At 45.8% G+C, this 19,674-nt stretch carries 18 protein-coding genes and 1 pseudogene; 7 read left to right on the top strand and 12 right to left on the bottom strand.

What is annotated here, in order from left to right; translation table 11 throughout:
• Positions 1–152 precede the first annotated feature (152 nt).
• Positions 153–2,531: an ABC transporter permease gene (locus JI741_RS25745; protein ID WP_202014443.1), complete on the top strand. Its 2,379-nt coding sequence runs from the start codon at positions 153–155 to the stop codon at positions 2,529–2,531.
• Between the two features lie 320 nt (positions 2,532–2,851).
• Positions 2,852–3,139: pseudogene (locus JI741_RS33155) on the top strand (helix-turn-helix domain-containing protein); the annotation flags it as partial.
• On the opposite strand, the gene JI741_RS25735 reads toward JI741_RS33155, so the two are convergent.
• Both JI741_RS25735 and JI741_RS25730 read right to left on the bottom strand, forming a co-directional pair.
• Positions 3,118–3,690, bottom strand: a complete 573-nt coding sequence (locus JI741_RS25735; protein ID WP_202014441.1) for a dihydrofolate reductase family protein — start codon at positions 3,688–3,690, stop codon at positions 3,118–3,120. The pseudogene JI741_RS33155 and the gene JI741_RS25735 overlap by 22 nt on opposite strands.
• Before the next feature lie 126 nt (positions 3,691–3,816).
• The gene (locus JI741_RS25730) at positions 3,817–4,428 is read right to left on the bottom strand and encodes a hypothetical protein (RefSeq protein ID WP_202014439.1); all 612 of its coding nucleotides are present in this window, start codon (positions 4,426–4,428) and stop codon (positions 3,817–3,819) included.
• A gap of 145 nt (positions 4,429–4,573) precedes the next feature.
• On the opposite strand from JI741_RS25730, the gene JI741_RS25725 reads away from it, so the two are divergent.
• Entirely contained in the window at positions 4,574–5,596 is a 1,023-nt protein-coding gene (locus tag JI741_RS25725; protein WP_202014437.1) for an LLM class flavin-dependent oxidoreductase, read from the top strand.
• Between the two features lie 104 nt (positions 5,597–5,700).
• On the opposite strand, the gene JI741_RS25720 is transcribed toward JI741_RS25725, so the two are convergent.
• The 7 genes from JI741_RS25720 to JI741_RS25690 form a co-directional block, all read right to left on the bottom strand.
• Entirely contained in the window at positions 5,701–6,588 is an 888-nt protein-coding gene (locus tag JI741_RS25720; RefSeq protein WP_202014435.1) for a phosphatase PAP2 family protein, read from the bottom strand.
• Between the two features lie 243 nt (positions 6,589–6,831).
• Entirely contained in the window at positions 6,832–7,371 is a 540-nt protein-coding gene (locus tag JI741_RS25715) for a sigma-70 family RNA polymerase sigma factor (RefSeq protein WP_202014433.1), read from the bottom strand.
• A gap of 20 nt (positions 7,372–7,391) precedes the next feature.
• Positions 7,392–8,459, bottom strand: a complete 1,068-nt coding sequence (locus JI741_RS25710; protein ID WP_202014431.1) for an ArsO family NAD(P)H-dependent flavin-containing monooxygenase — start codon at positions 8,457–8,459, stop codon at positions 7,392–7,394.
• A gap of 5 nt (positions 8,460–8,464) precedes the next feature.
• On the bottom strand, positions 8,465–9,517 hold the full coding sequence (gene arsB, locus JI741_RS25705) for an ACR3 family arsenite efflux transporter (protein WP_202014429.1): 1,053 nt from the start codon (positions 9,515–9,517) through the stop codon (positions 8,465–8,467).
• A gap of 3 nt (positions 9,518–9,520) precedes the next feature.
• Positions 9,521–10,144 carry an arsenate reductase/protein-tyrosine-phosphatase family protein gene (locus tag JI741_RS25700; protein WP_236676276.1) on the bottom strand — a complete coding sequence of 208 codons (624 nt, stop codon included), beginning with the start codon at positions 10,142–10,144 and terminating at the stop codon, positions 9,521–9,523.
• A gap of 83 nt (positions 10,145–10,227) precedes the next feature.
• On the bottom strand, positions 10,228–10,554 hold the full coding sequence (locus JI741_RS25695; RefSeq protein ID WP_202014427.1) for an ArsR/SmtB family transcription factor: 327 nt from the start codon (positions 10,552–10,554) through the stop codon (positions 10,228–10,230).
• A 228-nt stretch (positions 10,555–10,782) separates the two neighbouring features.
• Positions 10,783–10,998 (bottom strand): RNA-binding S4 domain-containing protein, encoded by a 216-nt coding sequence (locus JI741_RS25690; RefSeq protein ID WP_202014425.1) that lies wholly within the window; start codon positions 10,996–10,998, stop codon positions 10,783–10,785.
• Between the two features lie 261 nt (positions 10,999–11,259).
• On the opposite strand from JI741_RS25690, the gene JI741_RS25685 reads away from it, so the two are divergent.
• Positions 11,260–11,403: a hypothetical protein gene (locus JI741_RS25685; protein ID WP_202014423.1), complete on the top strand. Its 144-nt coding sequence runs from the start codon at positions 11,260–11,262 to the stop codon at positions 11,401–11,403.
• Between the two features lie 228 nt (positions 11,404–11,631).
• On the opposite strand, the gene JI741_RS25680 is transcribed toward JI741_RS25685, so the two are convergent.
• Positions 11,632–13,158: an Ig-like domain-containing protein gene (locus tag JI741_RS25680; protein ID WP_202014421.1), complete on the bottom strand. Its 1,527-nt coding sequence runs from the start codon at positions 13,156–13,158 to the stop codon at positions 11,632–11,634.
• Between the two features lie 309 nt (positions 13,159–13,467).
• Here JI741_RS25680 and JI741_RS25675 point away from each other — a divergent pair, with 309 nt between their 5' ends.
• Entirely contained in the window at positions 13,468–13,914 is a 447-nt protein-coding gene (locus JI741_RS25675; protein ID WP_202014419.1) for a protein-disulfide reductase DsbD domain-containing protein, read from the top strand.
• 10 nt (positions 13,915–13,924) lie between these two features.
• Positions 13,925–15,586 carry a protein-disulfide reductase DsbD family protein gene (locus JI741_RS25670; RefSeq protein ID WP_202014417.1) on the top strand — a complete coding sequence of 554 codons (1,662 nt, stop codon included), beginning with the start codon at positions 13,925–13,927 and terminating at the stop codon, positions 15,584–15,586.
• Between the two features lie 11 nt (positions 15,587–15,597).
• Here JI741_RS25670 and JI741_RS25665 read toward each other — a convergent pair whose 3' ends face one another.
• Positions 15,598–17,910 (bottom strand): DUF5703 domain-containing protein, encoded by a 2,313-nt coding sequence (locus JI741_RS25665; RefSeq protein ID WP_202014415.1) that lies wholly within the window; start codon positions 17,908–17,910, stop codon positions 15,598–15,600.
• 380 nt (positions 17,911–18,290) lie between these two features.
• Here JI741_RS25665 and JI741_RS25660 point away from each other — a divergent pair, with 380 nt between their 5' ends.
• The gene (locus JI741_RS25660) at positions 18,291–19,313 is read left to right on the top strand and encodes a WD40/YVTN/BNR-like repeat-containing protein (protein WP_202014413.1); all 1,023 of its coding nucleotides are present in this window, start codon (positions 18,291–18,293) and stop codon (positions 19,311–19,313) included.
• 84 nt (positions 19,314–19,397) lie between these two features.
• Here JI741_RS25660 and JI741_RS25655 read toward each other — a convergent pair whose 3' ends face one another.
• On the bottom strand, positions 19,398–19,631 hold the full coding sequence (locus JI741_RS25655; RefSeq protein ID WP_202014411.1) for a dihydrofolate reductase family protein: 234 nt from the start codon (positions 19,629–19,631) through the stop codon (positions 19,398–19,400).
• Positions 19,632–19,674 lie beyond the last annotated feature (43 nt).

Here is a 19,674-nt window from a genome sequence, read left to right as displayed (position 1 = left end):
AGGCATCACTTTACGTGAGAGAGTCATTGGTGAATTCAGAAACAACTGAACCGTCTCCTGCGTTAGAAAAATTAAAAGATTGATCCTTGTGTAACCAATGCCGCAGACGGGAGTTTCTACGTTCGTTTCACATCACACAAAACCCCTCCGCTATGTTTCGTCACACTATTCTTATCACGTACCGGAATTTTTTGCGCTATAAAAGTTCGTTCTTCATCAACCTGGTGGGACTTTCCAGCGGCCTTGCCTGCACGTTGTTGATTTACCTGTGGGTAGCCGATGAATTGTCGGCAGACAGATTTCATCAGAAAGCTGATCGACTTTATCAAGTGTTGAGAAATGTTCAACGTCCCGACGGCATTCGAACCGGCGAATCTACACCAGCAAGACTGGGCGAGTCGTTATTGGCGGAAATGCCCGAAGTTGAATACGCGGTGTCTGTCAATTCATCGGGAGAATATAGTGGCGAAGGGATCATCGTCTACGAGGATAAACACCTGAAGGCAAAGGGAATATTTGCAAGCGAAGATTATTTCAACGTGTTTTCGTATGATCTTATTCAAGGAAACAAGGATCGGGTGCTGGCCGATAAGAATGGTGTTTTGATATCCGAAACGTTGGCGAAAAAAGTGTTTAATACTACTGACAATATTGTTGGCAAAACGTTCGTCTGGAACCACCGCGTGCGTTTTGAAGGACCGCTTTATGTATCGGGTATTTTTAAAGACGTCCCCGCCAATTCCACCTGCCAGTTTGATATTGTTTTCAACTTCAAAAAACTACTCGAAGGCGACCGGAATGCGGAGCAATGGAATGCGGGACCGGCAGAAACGTATTTGGTGCTGAAAGATGGAACTTCCATTGTTGAATTCAACAAGAAGATCTCGCGGCACCTGTTTTCAAAAGTTCCGGACAATAAAGCAACGCTGTTTGTTAGCCGCTATTCAGACAAGTATCTGCACGGCCGTTTTGAAAGCGGCGTGCAATCCGGAGGAAGAATAGAATATGTGTGGTTGTTTTCGATGATCGCCGTGTTCATCCTGGCCATTGCGTGTATCAATTTCATGAACCTGTCTACGGCCCAGGCCTCCCGGAAAATGAAAGAGGTGGGCATCAAAAAGACGATGGGCGTGAACCGGAAGGTATTGATTTTCCAGTTTCTTGGCGAATCAATCCTGATGGCTTTTTTGTCGCTGGCCATTGCTACGTTGCTGGTTTTTGTGTTGCTCCCCCAGTTTAATGAGCTTACCAATAAGCAGCTGCATTTCACTCCGGGCATCAAACCTTTCCTCGTCATCGGGGGCATGGTGTTGTTTACGGGAATTGTTTCCGGCGGATATCCTGCGTTTTATCTATCGGGGTTTGAGCCGGCAAGGGTCTTGAAAGGAAAGTTGGCAACCACGTTTGGTGATGTGTGGATACGAAAAGGATTGGTCGTCACACAATTTGTACTTTCCATTGTTTTTATGGTTGCCTTTTTGATTGTCAACAGACAAATTGAATTTACGCAGACAAAAAGCCTGGGTTACGAAAAGGAAAATGTTCTGATGTTCTCAAGGCAGGGAAGGATCAGTTGGGATGCTCATGAAACGTTTATGTCTGCGCTTAGGGATATACCCGGCGTGGTGAATGCATCATGTATGTTTGGAAGTATCCTGGAGAAAGACCTTTCGCTGCACGGTGGCTTTTCGTGGGAAGGGCAGCCACCGGGGGCAAAGGAAATACTTTTTCCAAGTCCCACGGTCAGTCATGATTTTATAGAGACATTAAATATAAGAATTAAGGAGGGACGTACATTTTCAGATGCCTACGGCGAGGAATCGAAGATCGTTGTGAACGAAGCCGCGGTTAAGATGATGGGATTCCCCGATCCCATAGGCAGAATGATTCGCGATGGACAGCATGAAAAACAGATCGTTGGTGTGGTCAAGGATTTTCAGTATGGTTCACTTCATCATCAGATAAGCCCTGTGTTTTTCAGATACTCTTCAAGGGGAAGCGATGTGATGGTGAAGGTGCAGCCGGGGTCGGAGGCAAACACCATCGAAAGGCTTGGAGAAGTCTATGAAAAATTTCATCCGGGATATCCTTTTGAATTCACGTTTCTGGATGCGGACTATCAACGACTCTATGATTCAGAAAAGAGAGTTGCTGTCCTCTCAAAATACTTTGCTGTTATCGCGATCATCATTTCATGCCTGGGTCTGTTCGGCCTTGCTGCGTTTACGGCCCAAAAAAGACAGAAGGAGATTGGTATCCGAAAAATCCTCGGTGCGACGCAAGCCGGTATTGTGAGTCTTCTATCGGCAGACTTCACAAAAATGATATTGATCGCGATTGCCATTGCCCTTCCCGTCAGCTATTTCACAGCGTTGAAGTGGCTGGAACGTTTTGCCTACCGCATCGCCCTGGAGTGGTGGTTTTTTGCGGGAGCCGGTGTGGCAGCGTTGGTGATCGCATGGATAACCATAGGCATGCAGACTATAAGAGCCGCTCACACTAACCCCGCAGATTACATTCGCACGGAGTGAGGGAAACGCATCCGTACTCAACAAACTTTTGCCCGACGCAAAGGGACGTTCCGGGACCGCGAGCCAGGTTATGGGATTCCTATCTTTTAGGTGCATTCAAGTGTCATCAACAGATTTTATGGACAACCCAATGGCGGGGGCATGTGTGATCATGGCAATCAGCATTCCATCTTGTTTGTGATCCATACCAAACAAGGGCTTACCCGTTACAAGATTTTTACCTTCGACATTTTTTTTGCGACGTTCCGATAATGTTCAATGCGCTGAGCTTCTTCAGCGGCACATCCTTCGGAACAGGAACCTGAAAGTCGGCTAGCGAATACATTCACCTGAAACTTATTGATGTAACAAAATCGAAGATCAGTGAAGCGAACAAGTCAGTGAGTGAAATTGCCTATGAGCTGGGATTTAGATATCCCCAACATTTCACACGGCTTTTTAAACAGCATGTGGGCGTTACCCCAAAGAAGTATAGAAGTTCCATGTTTACATGTGTTAAGGATCCAACACGTTTCATTTCCGGGACAAAAACAAGAAAGAAGATCCGTATTCATTCTACGGATCCGATTTGGCAAGGCAGTAGATGCTATGACCGGTCGCGCCCGTAGTGCATACACACCACACCGGATTTGAACGCATGTGTCTTGATCAGTTTCAACTTAACACGTCCGTTAATCTCACTAAAAAAAGAAGTTCCCGCCCCCACTAAAATGGGATTCACAAACAACCAGTACTCGTCGATGGCATCAAGTTTCATCAGCGAATGACTGGCCGAAGGACTTCCAAAAATCAAAACATCTTTTTCGCCGGAGCGTTTAAACTCAGCAATCTCCCTTTCAAGATCATTGCCAATAAATTTTGTGTTGGGCTTCTGTTGGCCTTGCATGCTTTTCGAGATCACAACTTTTTGGACGCTGTTGTACCACCGAGCATGTTCGATATCATGTTTTGAAGCATTCGGTTGATCGGCCGCGGTGGGCCAGTAGCCTTCCATCATTTCCCAGGTAACGCGGCCATAGAGCGCGGCATCGGATAGGCTGGTGCGATCACCCACATAGTCAAAGATCTCATCGTCCACGTGAATCCAATCCATTTCTCCCTGAGGCCCGGCAGCAAAGCCGTCCAACGACACGTGCATGAACGCGAGTATTTTTCTCATTTTTTTTGGAAACGAAGGTAGGAATTTAGCACGCTGAACAAAATCAGATGTGAAATTTTTTCTAGACGTTTTTATGGACCTATATCGGCGTTAGACAGTTCGGATTTTACAGAGCAATGGGAGAACTCATAGAAGATCTATTAAGCTGCTATGGTCATTATTCATGGGAGCGGAACCAACGTGCTTTCCAGCGGCATCAAATTCCAGTTGGGTGAATCTGTAGATTGTGCCGCCTTCCGGCAATTTCCCTTCGGCGTCAATGGCATCGAATAGGACACCCATGTGAACGCGCGTTGCAGTTCGGCTGAGGGTGCCATCTTCTTTCATCGCGTTTATGTCAGGCATGGTGGTTTTTAATTTCGTGACAACGGCCTGAGCAGGAGGGATGACAATCGGACCAATCTTCTCATGGCTTAGCAGTCCACCACCTTTGTTCAAATTGTCCGAAAAAATAAATCGGCCGGAGTAAAGTGTTTCATAGGATTTCCCTGGGTTAATCAGAAGAATAGTGCAGATGAGTGAGTCACCCTTTGTGTCGATGCTAACCATGGTCGCCTTTAACTCATGCCTCGCGAGAACATAGGTGTCTAAAAATGTGTATGCAGAAAAACCAAATGCTGCTATGGAGATAAACAAGGATAAAAAGTCACTCATCTTGAGTGTGTTATCCTTGCCCTGAAAGGTCTTTAGGGGGTGGAGAAAATAACGGCGTGAGGTTTTTATTCGCTCGATCCGCATGGCGTTTGTGGGTTCAGATGTCAGGGAAATGAAGATAGCACTATTCCGGGGCAACCGTAAACAACGCAGCAAAATGTTTGAGAGTCCTTCCTTTATGCCCTTAATTTTTATCTTTGCAGGGCTATTTTAAGCCGGGAAAGAAGTTATGAAGAAAATAGGATTTTTATCATTCGGCCATTGGGCCAATCGACAGGGCTACAAAGCCCGTACAGCAAGCGACACGTTGCTTCAGTCTATTGATCTGGCGGTTGCCGCAGAAGAAATTGGGTTAGACGGTGCCTATTTCCGTGTGCATCATTTCGCGGCCCAGCTGGGATCGCCATTTCCATTGTTGTCGGCAATAGGTGCCAAGACAAAAAAGATAGAGATAGGAACCGGCGTGATCGACATGCGCTATGAAAACCCGATGTATATGGTGGAAGATGCCGGCGCAGCCGACCTGATATCGGCAGGCAGGCTACAGTTGGGCATCAGCAGAGGTTCGCCAGAACAGGTTGTTGATGGGTGGCGCTATTTTGGCTATGAACCCGCAGCAGGCGAAACCGATGCAGACATGGGCCGGCGAAAAGCAATGGAATTTTTGGAAAAACTAAAAGGTGTTGGGTTTGCCCAACCTAACCCATACCCGATGTTCCCCAACCCGCCGGGTTTGTTGAGGCTAGAACCCCATGCCGAAGGATTGCGTGACCGCATCTGGTGGGGCGCGGCTTCCAACGCCACGGCTGTGTGGGCCGCCGAAAACGGAATGCACCTGCAAAGCTCTACCCTGAAATTTGACGAAAGCGGCAAACCGTTTCACATACAGCAGGCAGAGCAAATCAGATTATACAAAGAAGCATGGAAGAAGGCAGGCCATAAGCGCGAACCCAGGGTTTCGGTAAGCCGGTCAATTTTTGCCTTGGTAAACGATCAGGACAAGTATTTCTTTGGCCAGGAAACCAACCGCACCGATCAAATCGGGTACATAGAAAGCGACAAACGCGCCATTTTTGGAAGAAGCTATGCGGCAGAACCGGATCAGCTAATAAAGGAATTGAGCGAAGACGAAGCGATCAAGGAAGCAGACACAGTTCTTTTAACGGTGCCCAATACATTGGGTGTTGAATACAATGTGCATGTGCTGTCTTCTATTTTAAAATATGTCGCGCCTGGATTGGGGTGGCGGTGATTTTGAGAAGCGCCGGTCTCTTTTGGCTTGCTTAAGATAGTTGGATGCACATTCGTGTAGAATGATAGCCCGGCGTGGGAGGGCCCTTAACGCCGGGCTAAACCTTATCGCTGGAATTTCTCTTTTGCTTTCAACGCCCATTCTTCTTTCACTTTCAGGAAGTCTTTCTTGAATTGCTCATTCTCAAAAAGCTTGTTGACAAACTGCCTCGCGAAAATTCTGGATGCTTCAGAATCGGAAGGGTAGTGGACACCGATGATCTCGCGCGAGTGCGCCATATCGTATGCGTCCTTGATAAAGATGTCGGTAAATTCGGGTGCCAGCTCCTGGTAGAGGTAAGCATTAATGTAAGAGTTTGCGGCATGGCCGCTTGGATAGGCAGCCCAGTCGGTGTCCTCCAGGTTCTTTACGTTCTTGTCAATAACATAAGGGCGAATGCGGGCATATTTGAATTTCAACGACCAAATAAAAAAACTTGCGTCACGCCATACCTTCGCCATCAGATCGGCGGTGAGCGGTAAATCATCTGGATTGAACCATGTTCCTATTGAACGACCAATGTGAAACAAGTTTTTTCGAAACCCTCTATACGTGGAGTCTGCGGGTGTCACGCGTAAGCTATACCAAATGTTGGCCATGTACAGACTTGATCTGATGTCTTCGGGAGTTCGTTGTTTTTGAAGTTCGAGAAGATAGTTAATCTCAGCCCGGGTTAGCTCTGAACTGTTGGCCGGAACTTCCGGAATTTGAAAATCCTTCAACGTAACGCCGGTTAAGTACTGAGGTTTGAGACTCATCCGTCTTTCTATTGTTGCTGCGTCAGTTTCAAACTTTTGTTTGTCAAGCTCAGCATCTTGAGACTTTGTGCTATACGTTTGAAGTTGCCTGTAGTGGCCTCGTGCAGGGGTTAATGGCTTCGTGGAATTCTTTTGCCCAAAAGCCGAAAAGGCTATCAAACTCGCAATAAGTGAAACGGAGAAAGTGTTTTTCATAAATGCTTTTATCTAAAGACGAAGTATCTGCAAAAAAGACGCAAGAAAATAGTTTGAGTCTTTCCTCAAGCCTGTGCGTCATAGAAACTGAATGGCCAAAGCGGCCAGGTCAGTTCAAACTAAAATTTACGACTATGAAGAACGAAGATCCAGGCAGTTGTTGTGGCGACGACTGCTGCGGTGGCATCACAACCGGATGCTGCTAGCAAATTGAAGGCGGAGCTGGTCTCTGCCTTCCTTTTTTTACTCACAACCGCATGCGAGCCTGCTCTGACAAGCAATGGCATTGCCGTAGGCATCATGTTGAATGTGGTAGGCGATGTCCATTTTTTCGCGCAGTATTTGCCGGGCGCGTTGCACCCTTGACTTTGCACCGGAATATGAGATTTGAAGTCGTTCGGCCAGCTGTAGTTGTGATAAATTATGAAACTCGGTAAGTTCAATGGCCTCGCGATATTTTGAAGGCAATTGGTGGAGCATGTCTTTTAAGCAGGACGAAACACATTCGTTATAGTTGACGTCTTGGTTCTCCCAATCCAACTCAAAACTATGAAGCGTTTTTGATTGCTTCCGGAAATGATCTGAAATCACATTGCGGGTGATCCGATAGATCCAGGCGGTTATGCTATCCGATTCTTTCAGGGACGAAATGTGCGTATACACCTTTAGATAAACGTCTTGAACAATGTCTTCGGCAAGGGCTTTGTCTCGCACTTTTTTGTAAACGAAAGCCCGTAGTTCGTTTTGAGTTTTTAGCCAGTCAGAAATAGCGATAGAGTTCATAGCCCGTCTTTTGATGTGTCTTATGCGTTGACTGATTTTGTTTTTATGGCCAAGTAGTCCACAATCTCTTCAACGGTTTTCTTTGCACTCCGGCCCACACCAATAAGCGTAGCCGAAGCAAAGCCGGTCCAGTTGCCATACCCAACAAGCCAAAGCCCTTCCACCTTCGTCGATTTTGTTCCGCTTGTGTCGGCTTTCCCATCTTCGTTAACCATGTTGAGGGACTTTAGATGTGATAGTCCGGGCTTGAACCCGGTGCAGAAGATAACGATGTCGATCTTTTCCTCATGACCATCGGCCCACACTATGGAATCTTCTGTAAAGTGGTCAAACGGCCTGATGCTTTTGAAAACTTTTCGTGCACGGGCATCTTTCACCGAATCCACCATAACAATGTCACCCAACGATGGCGGCTTGAATGGTTTACCTTCCTTTTGTGCTGCATATAGTTGTGAGGCCGCATCAAACAGAAAACGTCCGTCGATATGATCGGGTAGGAACCGTGGTTCTTTTTGGGTTACCCAGAGCGTGCCTGTCACCTTCGACACCTCGGCAAGAATCTGCGCACCAGAGTTTCCTTCACCAACAATGGCAACTCTTTTGTTTTCGAATTGTCCATCGGAGTCGTATTGACTTGAATGGAGAATTTGACCCTTAAAAATTTCTATGCCTTTAAAATCAGGAACAAATGGATTGTTGAAAGAGCCAGTCGCACTGACCACCACCTTTGAAATAAACAATCCTTGGGAAGTTTGAAGGTGGAATTCATCATCGACCTTAAGCACATTAAACACCTCGACTTGCCTCTTAACCGGGAGATTGTATTTGGTTTCATAGGATTTAAGATATTCAATGGCAACGTCTCGGGTGGGATAGTAGTCGCTGCCGCCGGTCATGATCATGCCGGGCAATGAACTCCATTGGGCAGGAGAGAAGAGACGCAACGACTTCCAGGCATGAAGCCACGCACCCCCGGCTTCCGTTTGATTGTCGAGGATGACATAGGACAGCGCAGATCGCCTGAGATAATATCCCATCGCTAAACCACTTTGTCCGCCACCAATCACTATGACATCATATTTTTCCAAAGGCTCTACGGTTTTGCTGTTGAAGGATATAGTTTGTTCTTAAACCAGAACGCTAAGTTGACCAACAGAATCAGGGCGGGAACTTCGATCAGCGGCCCAACGACGCCTGCAAATGCCTGCCCGGAGTTGATCCCATACACACCCACTGCAACGGCAATCGCGAGTTCAAAGTTATTGCCCGTGGCGGTGAAAGATACCGAAGTATTCTCTTCGTAATTTGCCCCAAGCTTTTTTGAAAGGAGAAAGCTGAGTGTAAAGATGACCAGAAAATAAATCACCAGCGGAATGGCAATCCGGATAACATCCAGGGGGATATCCAGAATCATTTTCCCTTTCAAACTGAACATTACCACAATGGTGAACAGGAGGGCAATCAACGTGAGCGGGCTAATTTTCGGTATCACTTGTTGCACATACCAATCTTCGCCTTTTGCCTTTTTGAAAAAGTATCGTGTTAGGAAGCCCGCCATGAAGGGTACGCCTAAGTATAGGAACACACTTTTAGCAACATCGCTCATACGGATGTTCACTACGGACCCTTCGATTCCGAAGTATGGAGGAAGCACGGTTATGAACAGCCAGGCAAACAGGCTATAGAATACTACCTGGAAGATGCTGTTTAAAGCCACAAGACCAGCAGCATATTCTTTGTCGCCCTTAGCAAGGTCGTTCCAAACCAACACCATAGCAATGCACCGCGCAATGCCGATCAGGATCAATCCAATCATATATTCGGGCTTGTCGTGCAGGAACACCAACGCAAGCGCAAACATGAGAATGGGCCCAACAATCCAATTGAGAAGAAGCGACAATGAAATGACTTTAACATTTTTGAAGACCTTTCCCAGATGTTCATACCGTACTTTTGCAAGCGGTGGAAACATCATCACGATAAGGCCTACTGCTATGGGGACATTCGTTGTGCCTGCGCTGAAGTTGTCTAAAAAGCCTTCAACACCGGGAACCAACCTTCCCAGTCCCACACCAACGATCATGGCCATGAATATCCAAAGCGTGAGATAGCGGTCGAGGAAGCTCAATTTCTTTTCTGGAGACATCGGTTAAGGTTTTACTTGTGAAAACGCATACAACATCTCGGTCCCGATTTCCCTCACTCTTTCTGCATATTTCGCTGCCTCCTGAGGTGTGTCATCAAAGTCTTTTGGATCGTTGTAGGGGAGGGAGATCCTTTTTTCCATCCCAAAGACAACCGGACAATTTTCATCTGCATGTGAACAGGTCATGACGGCTGCAAATCCTTTCTGAGGATTTGTTTTTGAATCATATTTCTTTGAGAACGCGACAATTTTAGTTGCTTCGTCCGAGAACGAAACTTCGTATACTGGATTCGTTCCTTCCGACGTGGCAATGATCTTGAAGCCCGTGTCCTTCATGGCCTTCACGGCGCGAGGGTTGAATGCCGTTGCTTCTGTGCCCCCCGAATAACTAACAACATTCCCAATGCCATAGTAGGCCGCCGCAGTTTGTGCCCAGATCTGTGAGATGTGACTTCTGCGCGAGTTGTGCGTGCAAATGAAGATTAGCGCTATGGGCTCGTTTTTTTTCAATTTATCCCCAACGAAGTCGGTTAACTGTTTGAGTATTGCTTTTCGGCTATCGGGAATTGTGTTGAAATTTTTTACAAGCGCTTCGATGGTTTCCCGAAGCGGTTGATAAAACGCCACGCGTGATTCTGTAGTAGTAGACATTGGTTGATTGGTTGTAGTGTTATCGTAATATTGCGATCAAATGGTCCAAAAAAATAGCGCTAGCAGCAGTCGCCTCCTTTGTAGGTTTCGAACAGGTCGCCAATGGCCTTCTTCGCTTTGTTCCAGGCTTTCTCGTCTATACAATAGCAAACGCTTGGACCATCAATGTCACCCTTGATGAGGCCCGCATTTTTTAACTCCTTCAGATGCTGGGAAACCGTTGATTGTGAAAGCGGAAGTTCGTCCACGATATCCCCACAAACGCAAGATTTGGTCTTGATCAGAAATTGAAGAATGGCAATCCGCGCAGGATGACCAAGCGCCTTGGCCAGAAGCGCCAATTCATTCTGCGTTTTGGTGAATTCTTCTGTTTTTGTAAGTCCCATATCGTAATGATCGTAAAATTACGATAAAGGTTTTAATTCACATAATAGTTTATGCAAATAATTTAAGAGAATGATATAAGCTTGGCTTTAAGTTGTTCTAAACGAAATCAAACACAACGCCTAATAGAGATGGTGAAAGTAGATGACTTTTAACTTATGGGTGGAAAGCAAAAAACAATGTCTTTATTTCTTTAGCCTTCATTGCCGTTGCGCGTTTTTTGAGTATGGCTACTCTACGCGCGCCTGATTGCTGCCGGCCGTCACTACATCTCCTCTTCTTACTTTTTTCCTTCTTTGCGTTTCGACTTCGCCATTCAATTTGATCTCTTTGTTGTCGATGCGGGCCATGGCTTCGCCGCCGGTGTTTACCCAACCTAATAATTTAATCAGGTTTTTGAGTTCGATAAACTCTTCGCCTTCCTTCAGTTTAAAATTCTCCATCATTCCCAATGTAAAGTGTGCTTAAGACAGACGGACCATCAAAAAAATACCATAGGTCAAACCTAACTACGCAGAAAGATATTTAGGTATCTGTATGTGGCAAAGGTAAGTAGAGATAAGCAGATCGTCAAAGATTAGTTCGAGGGTGTCTGGAGTGGCAGGCACGTTATCAATGACGCGATGTTTACGGTCAGAAATATCTTCGTCTCGAATTCATTAATCTTATTTTGCAGGTAATTCACTAAACCTTGACTCGTAAATCTTATGCGATATAGCATTCTCTTCACATTCCTTTCGTTGGGCACACTTCAGGCACAGGCAAAAGCAGACCTCACGAACTTCAGCACGAAGAATAGCGCCACGGCATCGGTGAAAGGAAATATCGTGTCATTGTTTTCGTGTTGTTGAGCACAGGAAATACATCTGCCACACTGGAAGACGTAAAAAAAGAAATCACGAACAACGATCGCTTCAGTTCGCTTCCTGGATACAAGACATTGACGAGTCATTTTTACAATGAGTTTATCATGCCCGTTGTACAACGATAATAGTATTTAACTAACAAACTACAAGTGTAGTTTATCGTTGCAAAAAAAATCCCGCCGGGAACGTTCCTTGTCGGCGGGATATTAATTGCTAGTTGTCGATGTCTTTGTACAGTTGTTTGAACCCCTCGTAGTTAGCGCCAAGATCATTATAACCTTGGGTAGACGCGCGAACAAAGTCGAGATAACTTTTATAGTCCTGGATTTGTGGAAAGTCTTCACCTGTGATCGTCAGCCCGGCATCGGTAATATCAACGTTGAGGTTGACGACATCGTTGAGGATGGCCGGAATCTCGGGAACAACAATAGTAGTCGCGCTCTTTTCGGCGAAAATTGTCCAGTTGAGATGGTTGTGGCTCAAATTGAGATTAATCAGATCCATGGCACCCGTAGCAGACACCGTTGCTTTGCGACCGGCGAGCGACGCATTGAGCGTGCCCTCCAACGGCACGAGATCATAGGGCTTCTTGGAGTTGGAAGCGTTGTAGGAGCTGTACTCTGGTCCCGTTAGCCTCATCATTGCGAAGAAACCGGTAAACCCTTCGGCAGGATATTGAAAGGTTAGTTTCCCTTTGGTATCATCGGAATACCGGGCGCCGATGTCATAGATTTGGCTCGTGTTGTTGGCGGTGTGCAGGCCATAAATATTGAGTGAACCTTTGGTTCGACCTTCAGGCAAACTAATGGTTTCTTGCGTTAGGTCCTTGTTGACCAGGGCGAGGTCAAGGGCGTTAGGATTGGCGCCCGCAACAATCGAACTGAATATATGGTACTTGGTCATACCGCTGCCATCTTTCGGTTTGCTGGTAACATAAAGTAGGCTGGGACTTGTCAGCAAATTAAGGGCACTGGCCGTAGTGCCGTTGAGGAAATAGGAAGTGAGATAATTTGTATGGAGGAGATAGTCGAGGTTGGCGTCGCGATTGATAAAAGATACATTGGCGGATCCGGAGGAGCTGCCGGGAGTCGACTTTTTCAGTATCCATTTGCCTCGGCCTACGTGCGTGGTGCTGGTGATGGTGGTAAGAGTATAAGCGGCGTTCCACGGCGTGGCGATGACTTCGTTGATTGTGAATTCGGCGCCTTCGAAAGAGGGTACCTTGACGGAAATAACGTCGCCGTTTTTGAACTCCTGCGCTATAATCACTTTACCCTGCTCATCAGACAGGAAGATGAAACCACGCTCATCGTATCCCCAATCTGGCTTTTTACGCAGCATGCCTGCATCTATCTTGGTCTCTAGTAACGTATTTTGCACCGTCAGCTTAAATTCAGTTATCTTTTCGTCACCGGATTTATCGGTGACAGTGACGGTGGCGGTGTGTAGCCCGTCCGTCGCATTGCGTGTATCCCAGCTAAACTCATAGGGTGAGGTGGTAGACACACCGACTGCTACACCATCAATTTTGAGCTCTACTTTGTCGATTCCTTTGTCACTTGTGGACGTTACAGTAAGCTTCACTGTGTTCCATAGGGTCGTGGAATGGGTTGACGTAGATAAAATTACCTCAGGCGGAATAACGTTTGGTGACGGCTCGTTTTGATCACTGCACGAAGAAAGGACAAAAATTGTTGAAATGGCTAACACGAACTGTGCTTTCAGGAAGATGCTCTTCATTTTTTTAATTGGGATAGTTAAAATAAACGCGGCAAGGTAGGCATTCCATCGAGATTATTAAAAGATTGACATCTCCGACATTTCACACGATTTTAAGCAGAAAGTTGGACAGACACCAAATGGTTATCGTACTTTCATTTGAGACATAAATACGGAATGTCCAGACGCTTAATGCCGGTTTGTTCTCAAGCAGGTATTATTTAACTTCCTTTTAAATTTGGTAATTATTTAAAGATCTCAGTAAAAAACTTGGTGACTTGTGAAGCAATTTCCGGATGAACAATTAACAACAAAACGAATTTAGCCAACATGAAAAAGATAATCTTGATTGCAGCCATGTTCCTAATATGCGCTACTTCATTCGCACAAATTTTGAAACCCGTAAAATGGTCTTATGCCTCCAAACGGATCAATAACACTGAAGCGATCGTGTTCATAAAGGCAACGATGGAAAAGGGATGGCACATCTATTCTCAAACGGTTCCGGATGGCGGTCCCGAGCCAACGAGTTTCTCATTCAATACCTCCAACGACTATAAACTAAGCGGAAAGACAAGCGAGCCCGAACCCATCACCAGGTTTGTGACTGCCTTTAAGATGAAGCTAAGCTTTTTCGAAAATTCCGTTGTGTTCCAGCAGCGGATCAACCAATTAGGCGGTTCTCCAACAGTGAAAGGCAAAGTTGCCTACATGGTTTGTAACGACATACAATGTTTGGCGCCCGATGAGGTGGAGTTCAGCCTTCCGGTAAAGTAGCAGGTTTACGATGAGATTCATTTCAAGAGTAGTAACAATACTATTTATCTTCGGGTTGATGTCTGCCACTGCGGATGCGCAGGACAGCCTCCAATATGAGGACCTGGAATTCACGGAAATAGTTGAAGAACCGATTCAGGAGCAGGCCACTGTCCACTCCAATTCTCAGGACACAACACACGCCGGGGCGCCGATCAGTGCGTCAAATGACGCTGGCAACACAAACGATAAAAGTTCGTTATGGGCAATCTTTATGGCCGGCTTCGTCGGCGGTTTTGCGGCGCTTTTGATGCCCTGCATCTTTCCGATGTTGCCCTTCACCGTCAGCTATTTCACAAAGAGTAGCCACAACAAAAGCAAGGCTGTCATACATGCATCCATCTACGGACTTTCCATTGTAGTAATATATGTATTGCTGGGTATCCTGATCACGGTTGTTTTCGGTGCCGATGCCCTCAATAGTTTATCGACCAACGGGATTTTTAATTTTGCATTTTTTGCTCTTTTGGTACTATTCGCATTTTCCTTTTTTGGTGCCTTTGAGCTTTCGTTGCCGTCTTCGCTTGCCAACATGCTGGACCGTAAAGCAGACCGGGGCGGCCTGCTGGGATTGTTCTTTATGGCGGCTACACTTGCCGTGGTATCATTTTCGTGTACGGGGCCAATAATAGGAACCTTGCTGGTGCAGGCGGCGTCAATGGGACAACTTTTAGGACCTGCCATTGGCATGTTGGGTTTTGCATTGGCGTTGGCAATACCGTTCTCACTTTTTGCTACGTTTCCAAGCCTTCTAAAAAGTCTGCCCTCGTCCGGAGGCTGGCTTCACAGCGTGAAAGTTACACTCGGTTTTTTGGAACTGGCTCTTGCACTGAAATTTCTTAGCAACGTAGACCTTGCCTATCACTGGAACCTGTTCGACAGGGAAGTCTTTCTGTCACTTTGGATTGTCATATTCGGATTCCTGGGATTTTACCTGCTTGGAAAAATACGTTTCCCAGGCGACAGTCCGCTGCAAACGCTAAGCCTGCCGAGGGTGGTGCTTTCCATGATCGTGCTGTCGTTCACCTTGTATATGATTCCTGGTTTATGGGGCGCGCCTTTGAAATCCATTTCGGCATTTCTACCGCCACAGGCAACGCAGGATTTTGATTTGTATACGTCTTCATTCGGCGCAAATCGCGCACACGATGGCAAGGCAGACAAAGCCCGCAGGTATTCGGATATATTTCATGCGCCACTAAACCTTGATGTTTCTTATGACTATGAAGAAGGTATCGCATTCGCGAAGATGGCAGGCAAGCCGGTTATGCTGGATTTTACCGGCCACGCCTGTGTGAATTGCCGGAAGATGGAAGCGTCGGTATGGCCAGACAAAGACGTATACAGGCTATTAAAGGACGAGCTCGTCATCATACAACTGTATGTTGATGACAAGACGGCGCTGCCGGAAGAAGAACAGTTTGTGTCATCCTTCAGCGGAAAAAAAATCAAAACCATTGGCAACAAGTGGAGCGATTTTCAGGCGAACAAATTCAATTCAAATTCGCAACCGTTTTATGTTCTTCTGAACCCTGGTGATGAAGCACTACTGGCGAAACCAATCGGGGCAGAGTACGAACCGAAAAGTTATTATAACTTTCTTCAATCTGCGATCCACCAATACAGAAAGTGATTGGAAGGTGTTTATTGATTCATCAATACAACATCTTTCATGCGTTCTGCCGGCAGCACACTAAGCTTTTCAACTTTTCCATTCTTGTAGGTGGCCTCTACGATTGTGTTATTTGGAGCCATAAGTTTAAAGGAAACATCCCACGCTTTTGGCCAGGATGGAAATAGAAAAATTCGATCATCCGTAGTTTGAATCAGCATTTCCTGCAGGCCGATTGAACCACTTCCTCCCCAGTTGTGATCCGGAACCCAATCGTGACCAGGTCCCCAGAACGTAGGAAATCTTCGGCCGGCATTTTTTAGTTTCTTCACGGTGATTGTCGCGGCTTCGTCTGTGAGTCCCATGCGCGCGCAAAATATGGCATCCTGGTGCCAGCTGATATAGTCTTTTTGGTTTGCATTGTCAACGCCATAGTTCCAGGTGTCGATAGCGAGCTGCAAGTTCGGTTTGCCGAGTCCGTAAACCGACCACGGAAACACAGGATAGAGTTGGGGTATCTCCATATTAATAATTTTATCCCATTGCTCTGCCGGTGCAATTGTTTTATGTCCGTTTCGTTCACGAAGTGGAATTTCTGGTAACCGCGAAGCCATGGCCGAATAGTATTCTTTCTCTTTGGATGAAATATATTTCAGAGGAAGTTGTTGTAACCTTTTGGTCAATACATTTAAAGCTGTGATCACATCAGAAGGATTTTTTACGTGACCCGTATACGTTTCAAGCGCCATGCACGGATAGAAGATGTACTTGCCGTCGCTTGAAAACTCAGTACCAAAATTCTGTTTAGCGCGAAACCTGTAGTGTTCGTCAAAGAACTTTATGGCCGACTTGATGAATGGAATATAGGGGCCAATGTCGTTTCCTGAATACCGATAATACTCTAAAATCATGAAGGAGAATTCCAACTGGGAGGTAAAATAATATTCATGATAAGGCGTGTATTGCAGGCCGCGTTCGTAATCTTTCGGTCTGTTCCATCCAAACTCCCTGCCGGAAACAATGCCGGCCTGGTTCATCTGATCTGTAAAGCAGGCACCGCCATGACCCCAATAGTCTTTCGTGCGCAGCTCTGCATTTTTCAACGATCGTCGATAGAAATCAAATTGTTGGGGCATGGTTTTGAAATCCCCCGTTTTGAGCAATGGCCAGTACAGCAGGCGTTGATTTTGCGCTGTCATCACGCCGCCACCCCATGCTCTGAAATCCGGGTTGTCGGACGCAAACGCATTGTTGATTAAAGCCGGATCGTATGTGAACAGACCTCCGTTAAATTTTGTGGGATACTCGCCTTGCGCATTGCACGCCATCTGGTATCGGAAAATAGTGTAGTTGCGCCCGACCTGCCATATTGAATCGGAGGGATTTGCTTTGTCGTTGTTGATAAAGATGTAGCTCTGTTCCCAGAAATGCTTCCAGAAATTCTGATGTGTTTTGAAAAGAGATTTTGTGTCGGTCTTGGCACTTGCTATTTTGGTAGCTGACTTTTCCCATTCTTTACTGGATTTGTAATATCCCGAGTGCATGAGAATGTCCAGGTTAAAAATTGTAGAAGGATTTTTAGTGACAAGAGCGCTGCTTTTATAGTGGGTTCCGATGTAGCTCCCGTCTCCCTTCTTGCCGGTGATCAAATTTTTACCAGACATCATTCCTCCAAAAACAAAGTCTTTCAGAGGATTCCAAAGAGAATCTTTTAGATGTAGAATGTCCTGTTGAATGATTTCTTTGTCGATAACAAGATCATCGTTATTGTTCTGATGATAGAATATGATCTTGTTTTGCGAATTTTTTACTGAATCGGCGTACCAGTAGATGTCGTTGCCCGGATAATCAATGAAGCTCGGCACAACCCACCGTGTTATAACAGGCTTCTTTTCAAATCGCCAATACTGATATTCTGCTTGGCCTGAAATGGGTTTGTTAGACGTAAGCTCTATGTGAATGGCAGGCCGGTCAACCTCAACCCAGATCCTCAGACTTGCGCTGAGTTCATGATTGGATCCGGTGATATCAATTAAACCATTTTCCAGTTTTAATTCCTGCCGCACATCATGGAAAGGGTTAGGGGAGAAGTCGAGCTTGATGCGCCCGGATTTCAGTAGCGCATTGTTTTCATCGAAGTTGTTGCTGCGACCGAAATACAGGTAGACAGAACCATTTTCAACCCACACGTTGCACCCAACATCATGCCCCCCAACGGGCATCGACTCTCCAGAGTTTTTGCTCTGACTATCCCAGATTATGTTATACTTGGAAATTGATTGAGAATGAAGTAGCTGGTGATGGCAAAGAAGAATGAGCGCTAATAAAATTTTAAACCCACGCATGGATAACTGATTTAAGTGGAGCTATTGATTATTTTAGAGTGTGACTTGCATATGGAACTTCGCAGCGATTTCTCGCCCATGAAAATTGTCCCTCAATGTGGTCGCCATAGGTTTTGCTGGTCCGGATAACAAAATAGTAACAGATATCGCCTAAATCCAACTAAGCATCTCCAAATTATCAAGGTTCAGGTTGGTGCCAAACAAACTTTTACATTTCGTTAACATCTTTTTGCAAGCCCTTAACTAAAACCCAACACAAAGGCTATAGGTTTGCTGAACACCGGATAACTGAATAGAAAAGACAAGACATGGCAGCCCTGACAAACGACACGGGTGACGGTCATTATGTCTAAAACATTGTTTCAACCAACCAAACAGCCATGAAAATCTACAGCCTTGCCTTTTTTTGTCTTTTTCAATTTTCGTTTGTCTGCCAGGAGGCATTGAAAGTTACTACGTCATCTCCCATCACAGAGAGTCTGCAAAAACTAGACATAAATAGGCCTGGGGCAATGAACATCGTTTTTAAATCTACCGATGGCGGACAAACATGGCAGGACATCAGCGAAGGGTTGCCCGAGGCAGGGCAGGAAGAAGATGGTATTTACAGAGATGTTTTTTTTGCAGACGAGCGGGGGCTTTTCTTAAGTGCTGGAGATTGGATCTATCACAATAAACCAAATTCCAAAGCCCCTTTTTGGAGCAAAGAGATTTCCCTTGACGAGCATAGAAGCATTGCACCCGCCGGCAAGACTGGGATATTCGCATACAATTACAATGAAGGTCAATTTGTGCGAAGTATAAACGGAACGAGTGTATGGACATCGGCGTACACAAATTTGCAAGCAAAAGAAGTGCGCACTGTTTTTGAAACTGCCGGAGGCACAGTTTTCGTCGGCACCAACAACGGCATTCTTAAATCCACGAACGGTGGCAAAAGTTGGAAACCTGTTCATGGCGGTGGCTGGGTGATGAAATTTGTAGAGTCAAACGGCGTACTCATGGCGACTAGCGCGAAGGGAATAATACGGTCTACCGATGATGGCGAAAACTGGGAGTTGGTGATTAGTGAGGGAGGTGTAGGCATTGCGATAGAAAACGTCAAAGGTGGATTCGCAGCCATCACGTTCAACACCGTGTCGGAGACAAGAAGGGTGCGAACATCCTACGACGGAGGAAAGAGCTGGAACCCCATTGATGCCGGCCTTCCGCCGAGCCTCTCCATTGCCTCCATTGTTCAGGTTGATGAATATCTTTTTTGTGGTCACCCTACGGGCATTTTTAGATCATCGGACAAGGGAAAAACATGGAAACTGTTGCTCCCGTCCATAGAAAACAAGGTCTTCAATTTACGTGTTTCAGGCAACGTAATTTATGCCATACCCCGGGCTGGCGGATGTTGAGAAATTCAGCTAACGTTCATGCGCTGCGCAAAAGTTTTATTGTGGAAATTCCATTGGGATTGTTTTTTGGAAGCGTATTTGGGTTTACTTGATCGTCGGCTTATAATTTAGCAGCACAACATTTTTTTCAAAGGGCAGTAACTCCAACAGCTCCAGTTCATAATTTATATCTTCTTTGAAAGGTCGTTCTCCCTTTCCGGCAAATGCTGGATTGATTAGTAGTTTAAGTTCGTCGACCAGGCCTGCTTCCAGTAATAGCTGTGGCTGGTTCGGGATGTCCAAAACCGTCTTCACCGCCGCGAGGACCGCTTTCCCCATTTTTGCGTGAAAACGGCCAAAATTTGAAAATGGCTTGTTTCAT

This window comes from Chryseolinea lacunae (assembly GCF_016735595.1).
GTDB classification, from domain to species: domain Bacteria; phylum Bacteroidota; class Bacteroidia; order Cytophagales; family Cyclobacteriaceae; genus Chryseolinea; species Chryseolinea lacunae.
The sequence above is the reverse complement of the archived record's forward strand: the minus strand, read 5'-3'. Positions and strand labels throughout refer to the sequence as shown.

Bases quoted from the DNA above. Each gene is read 5' to 3' on its own strand.
- JI741_RS25730 (WP_202014439.1), bottom strand. From the start codon at position 4,428: ATGCGGATCGAGCGAATAAAAACCTCACGCCGTTATTTTCTCCACCCC.
- arsB (WP_202014429.1), bottom strand. From the start codon at position 9,517: ATGTCTCCAGAAAAGAAATTGAGCTTCCTCGACCGCTATCTCACGCTT.
- JI741_RS25690 (WP_202014425.1), bottom strand. From the start codon at position 10,998: ATGATGGAGAATTTTAAACTGAAGGAAGGCGAAGAGTTTATCGAACTC.
- JI741_RS25660 (WP_202014413.1), top strand. From the start codon at position 18,291: ATGAAAATCTACAGCCTTGCCTTTTTTTGTCTTTTTCAATTTTCGTTT.
- JI741_RS25655 (WP_202014411.1), bottom strand. From the start codon at position 19,631: ATGGGGAAAGCGGTCCTCGCGGCGGTGAAGACGGTTTTGGACATCCCG.
- JI741_RS25665 (WP_202014415.1), bottom strand. From the start codon at position 17,910: ATGCGTGGGTTTAAAATTTTATTAGCGCTCATTCTTCTTTGCCATCAC.
- JI741_RS25680 (WP_202014421.1), bottom strand. From the start codon at position 13,158: ATGAAGAGCATCTTCCTGAAAGCACAGTTCGTGTTAGCCATTTCAACA.
- JI741_RS25735 (WP_202014441.1), bottom strand. From the start codon at position 3,690: ATGAGAAAAATACTCGCGTTCATGCACGTGTCGTTGGACGGCTTTGCT.
- JI741_RS25695 (WP_202014427.1), bottom strand. From the start codon at position 10,554: ATGGGACTTACAAAAACAGAAGAATTCACCAAAACGCAGAATGAATTG.
- JI741_RS25715 (WP_202014433.1), bottom strand. From the start codon at position 7,371: ATGAACTCTATCGCTATTTCTGACTGGCTAAAAACTCAAAACGAACTA.
- JI741_RS25720 (WP_202014435.1), bottom strand. From the start codon at position 6,588: ATGAAAAACACTTTCTCCGTTTCACTTATTGCGAGTTTGATAGCCTTT.
- JI741_RS25670 (WP_202014417.1), top strand. From the start codon at position 13,925: ATGAGATTCATTTCAAGAGTAGTAACAATACTATTTATCTTCGGGTTG.
- JI741_RS25745 (WP_202014443.1), top strand. From the start codon at position 153: ATGTTTCGTCACACTATTCTTATCACGTACCGGAATTTTTTGCGCTAT.
- JI741_RS25725 (WP_202014437.1), top strand. From the start codon at position 4,574: ATGAAGAAAATAGGATTTTTATCATTCGGCCATTGGGCCAATCGACAG.
- JI741_RS25675 (WP_202014419.1), top strand. From the start codon at position 13,468: ATGAAAAAGATAATCTTGATTGCAGCCATGTTCCTAATATGCGCTACT.
- JI741_RS25685 (WP_202014423.1), top strand. From the start codon at position 11,260: ATGCGATATAGCATTCTCTTCACATTCCTTTCGTTGGGCACACTTCAG.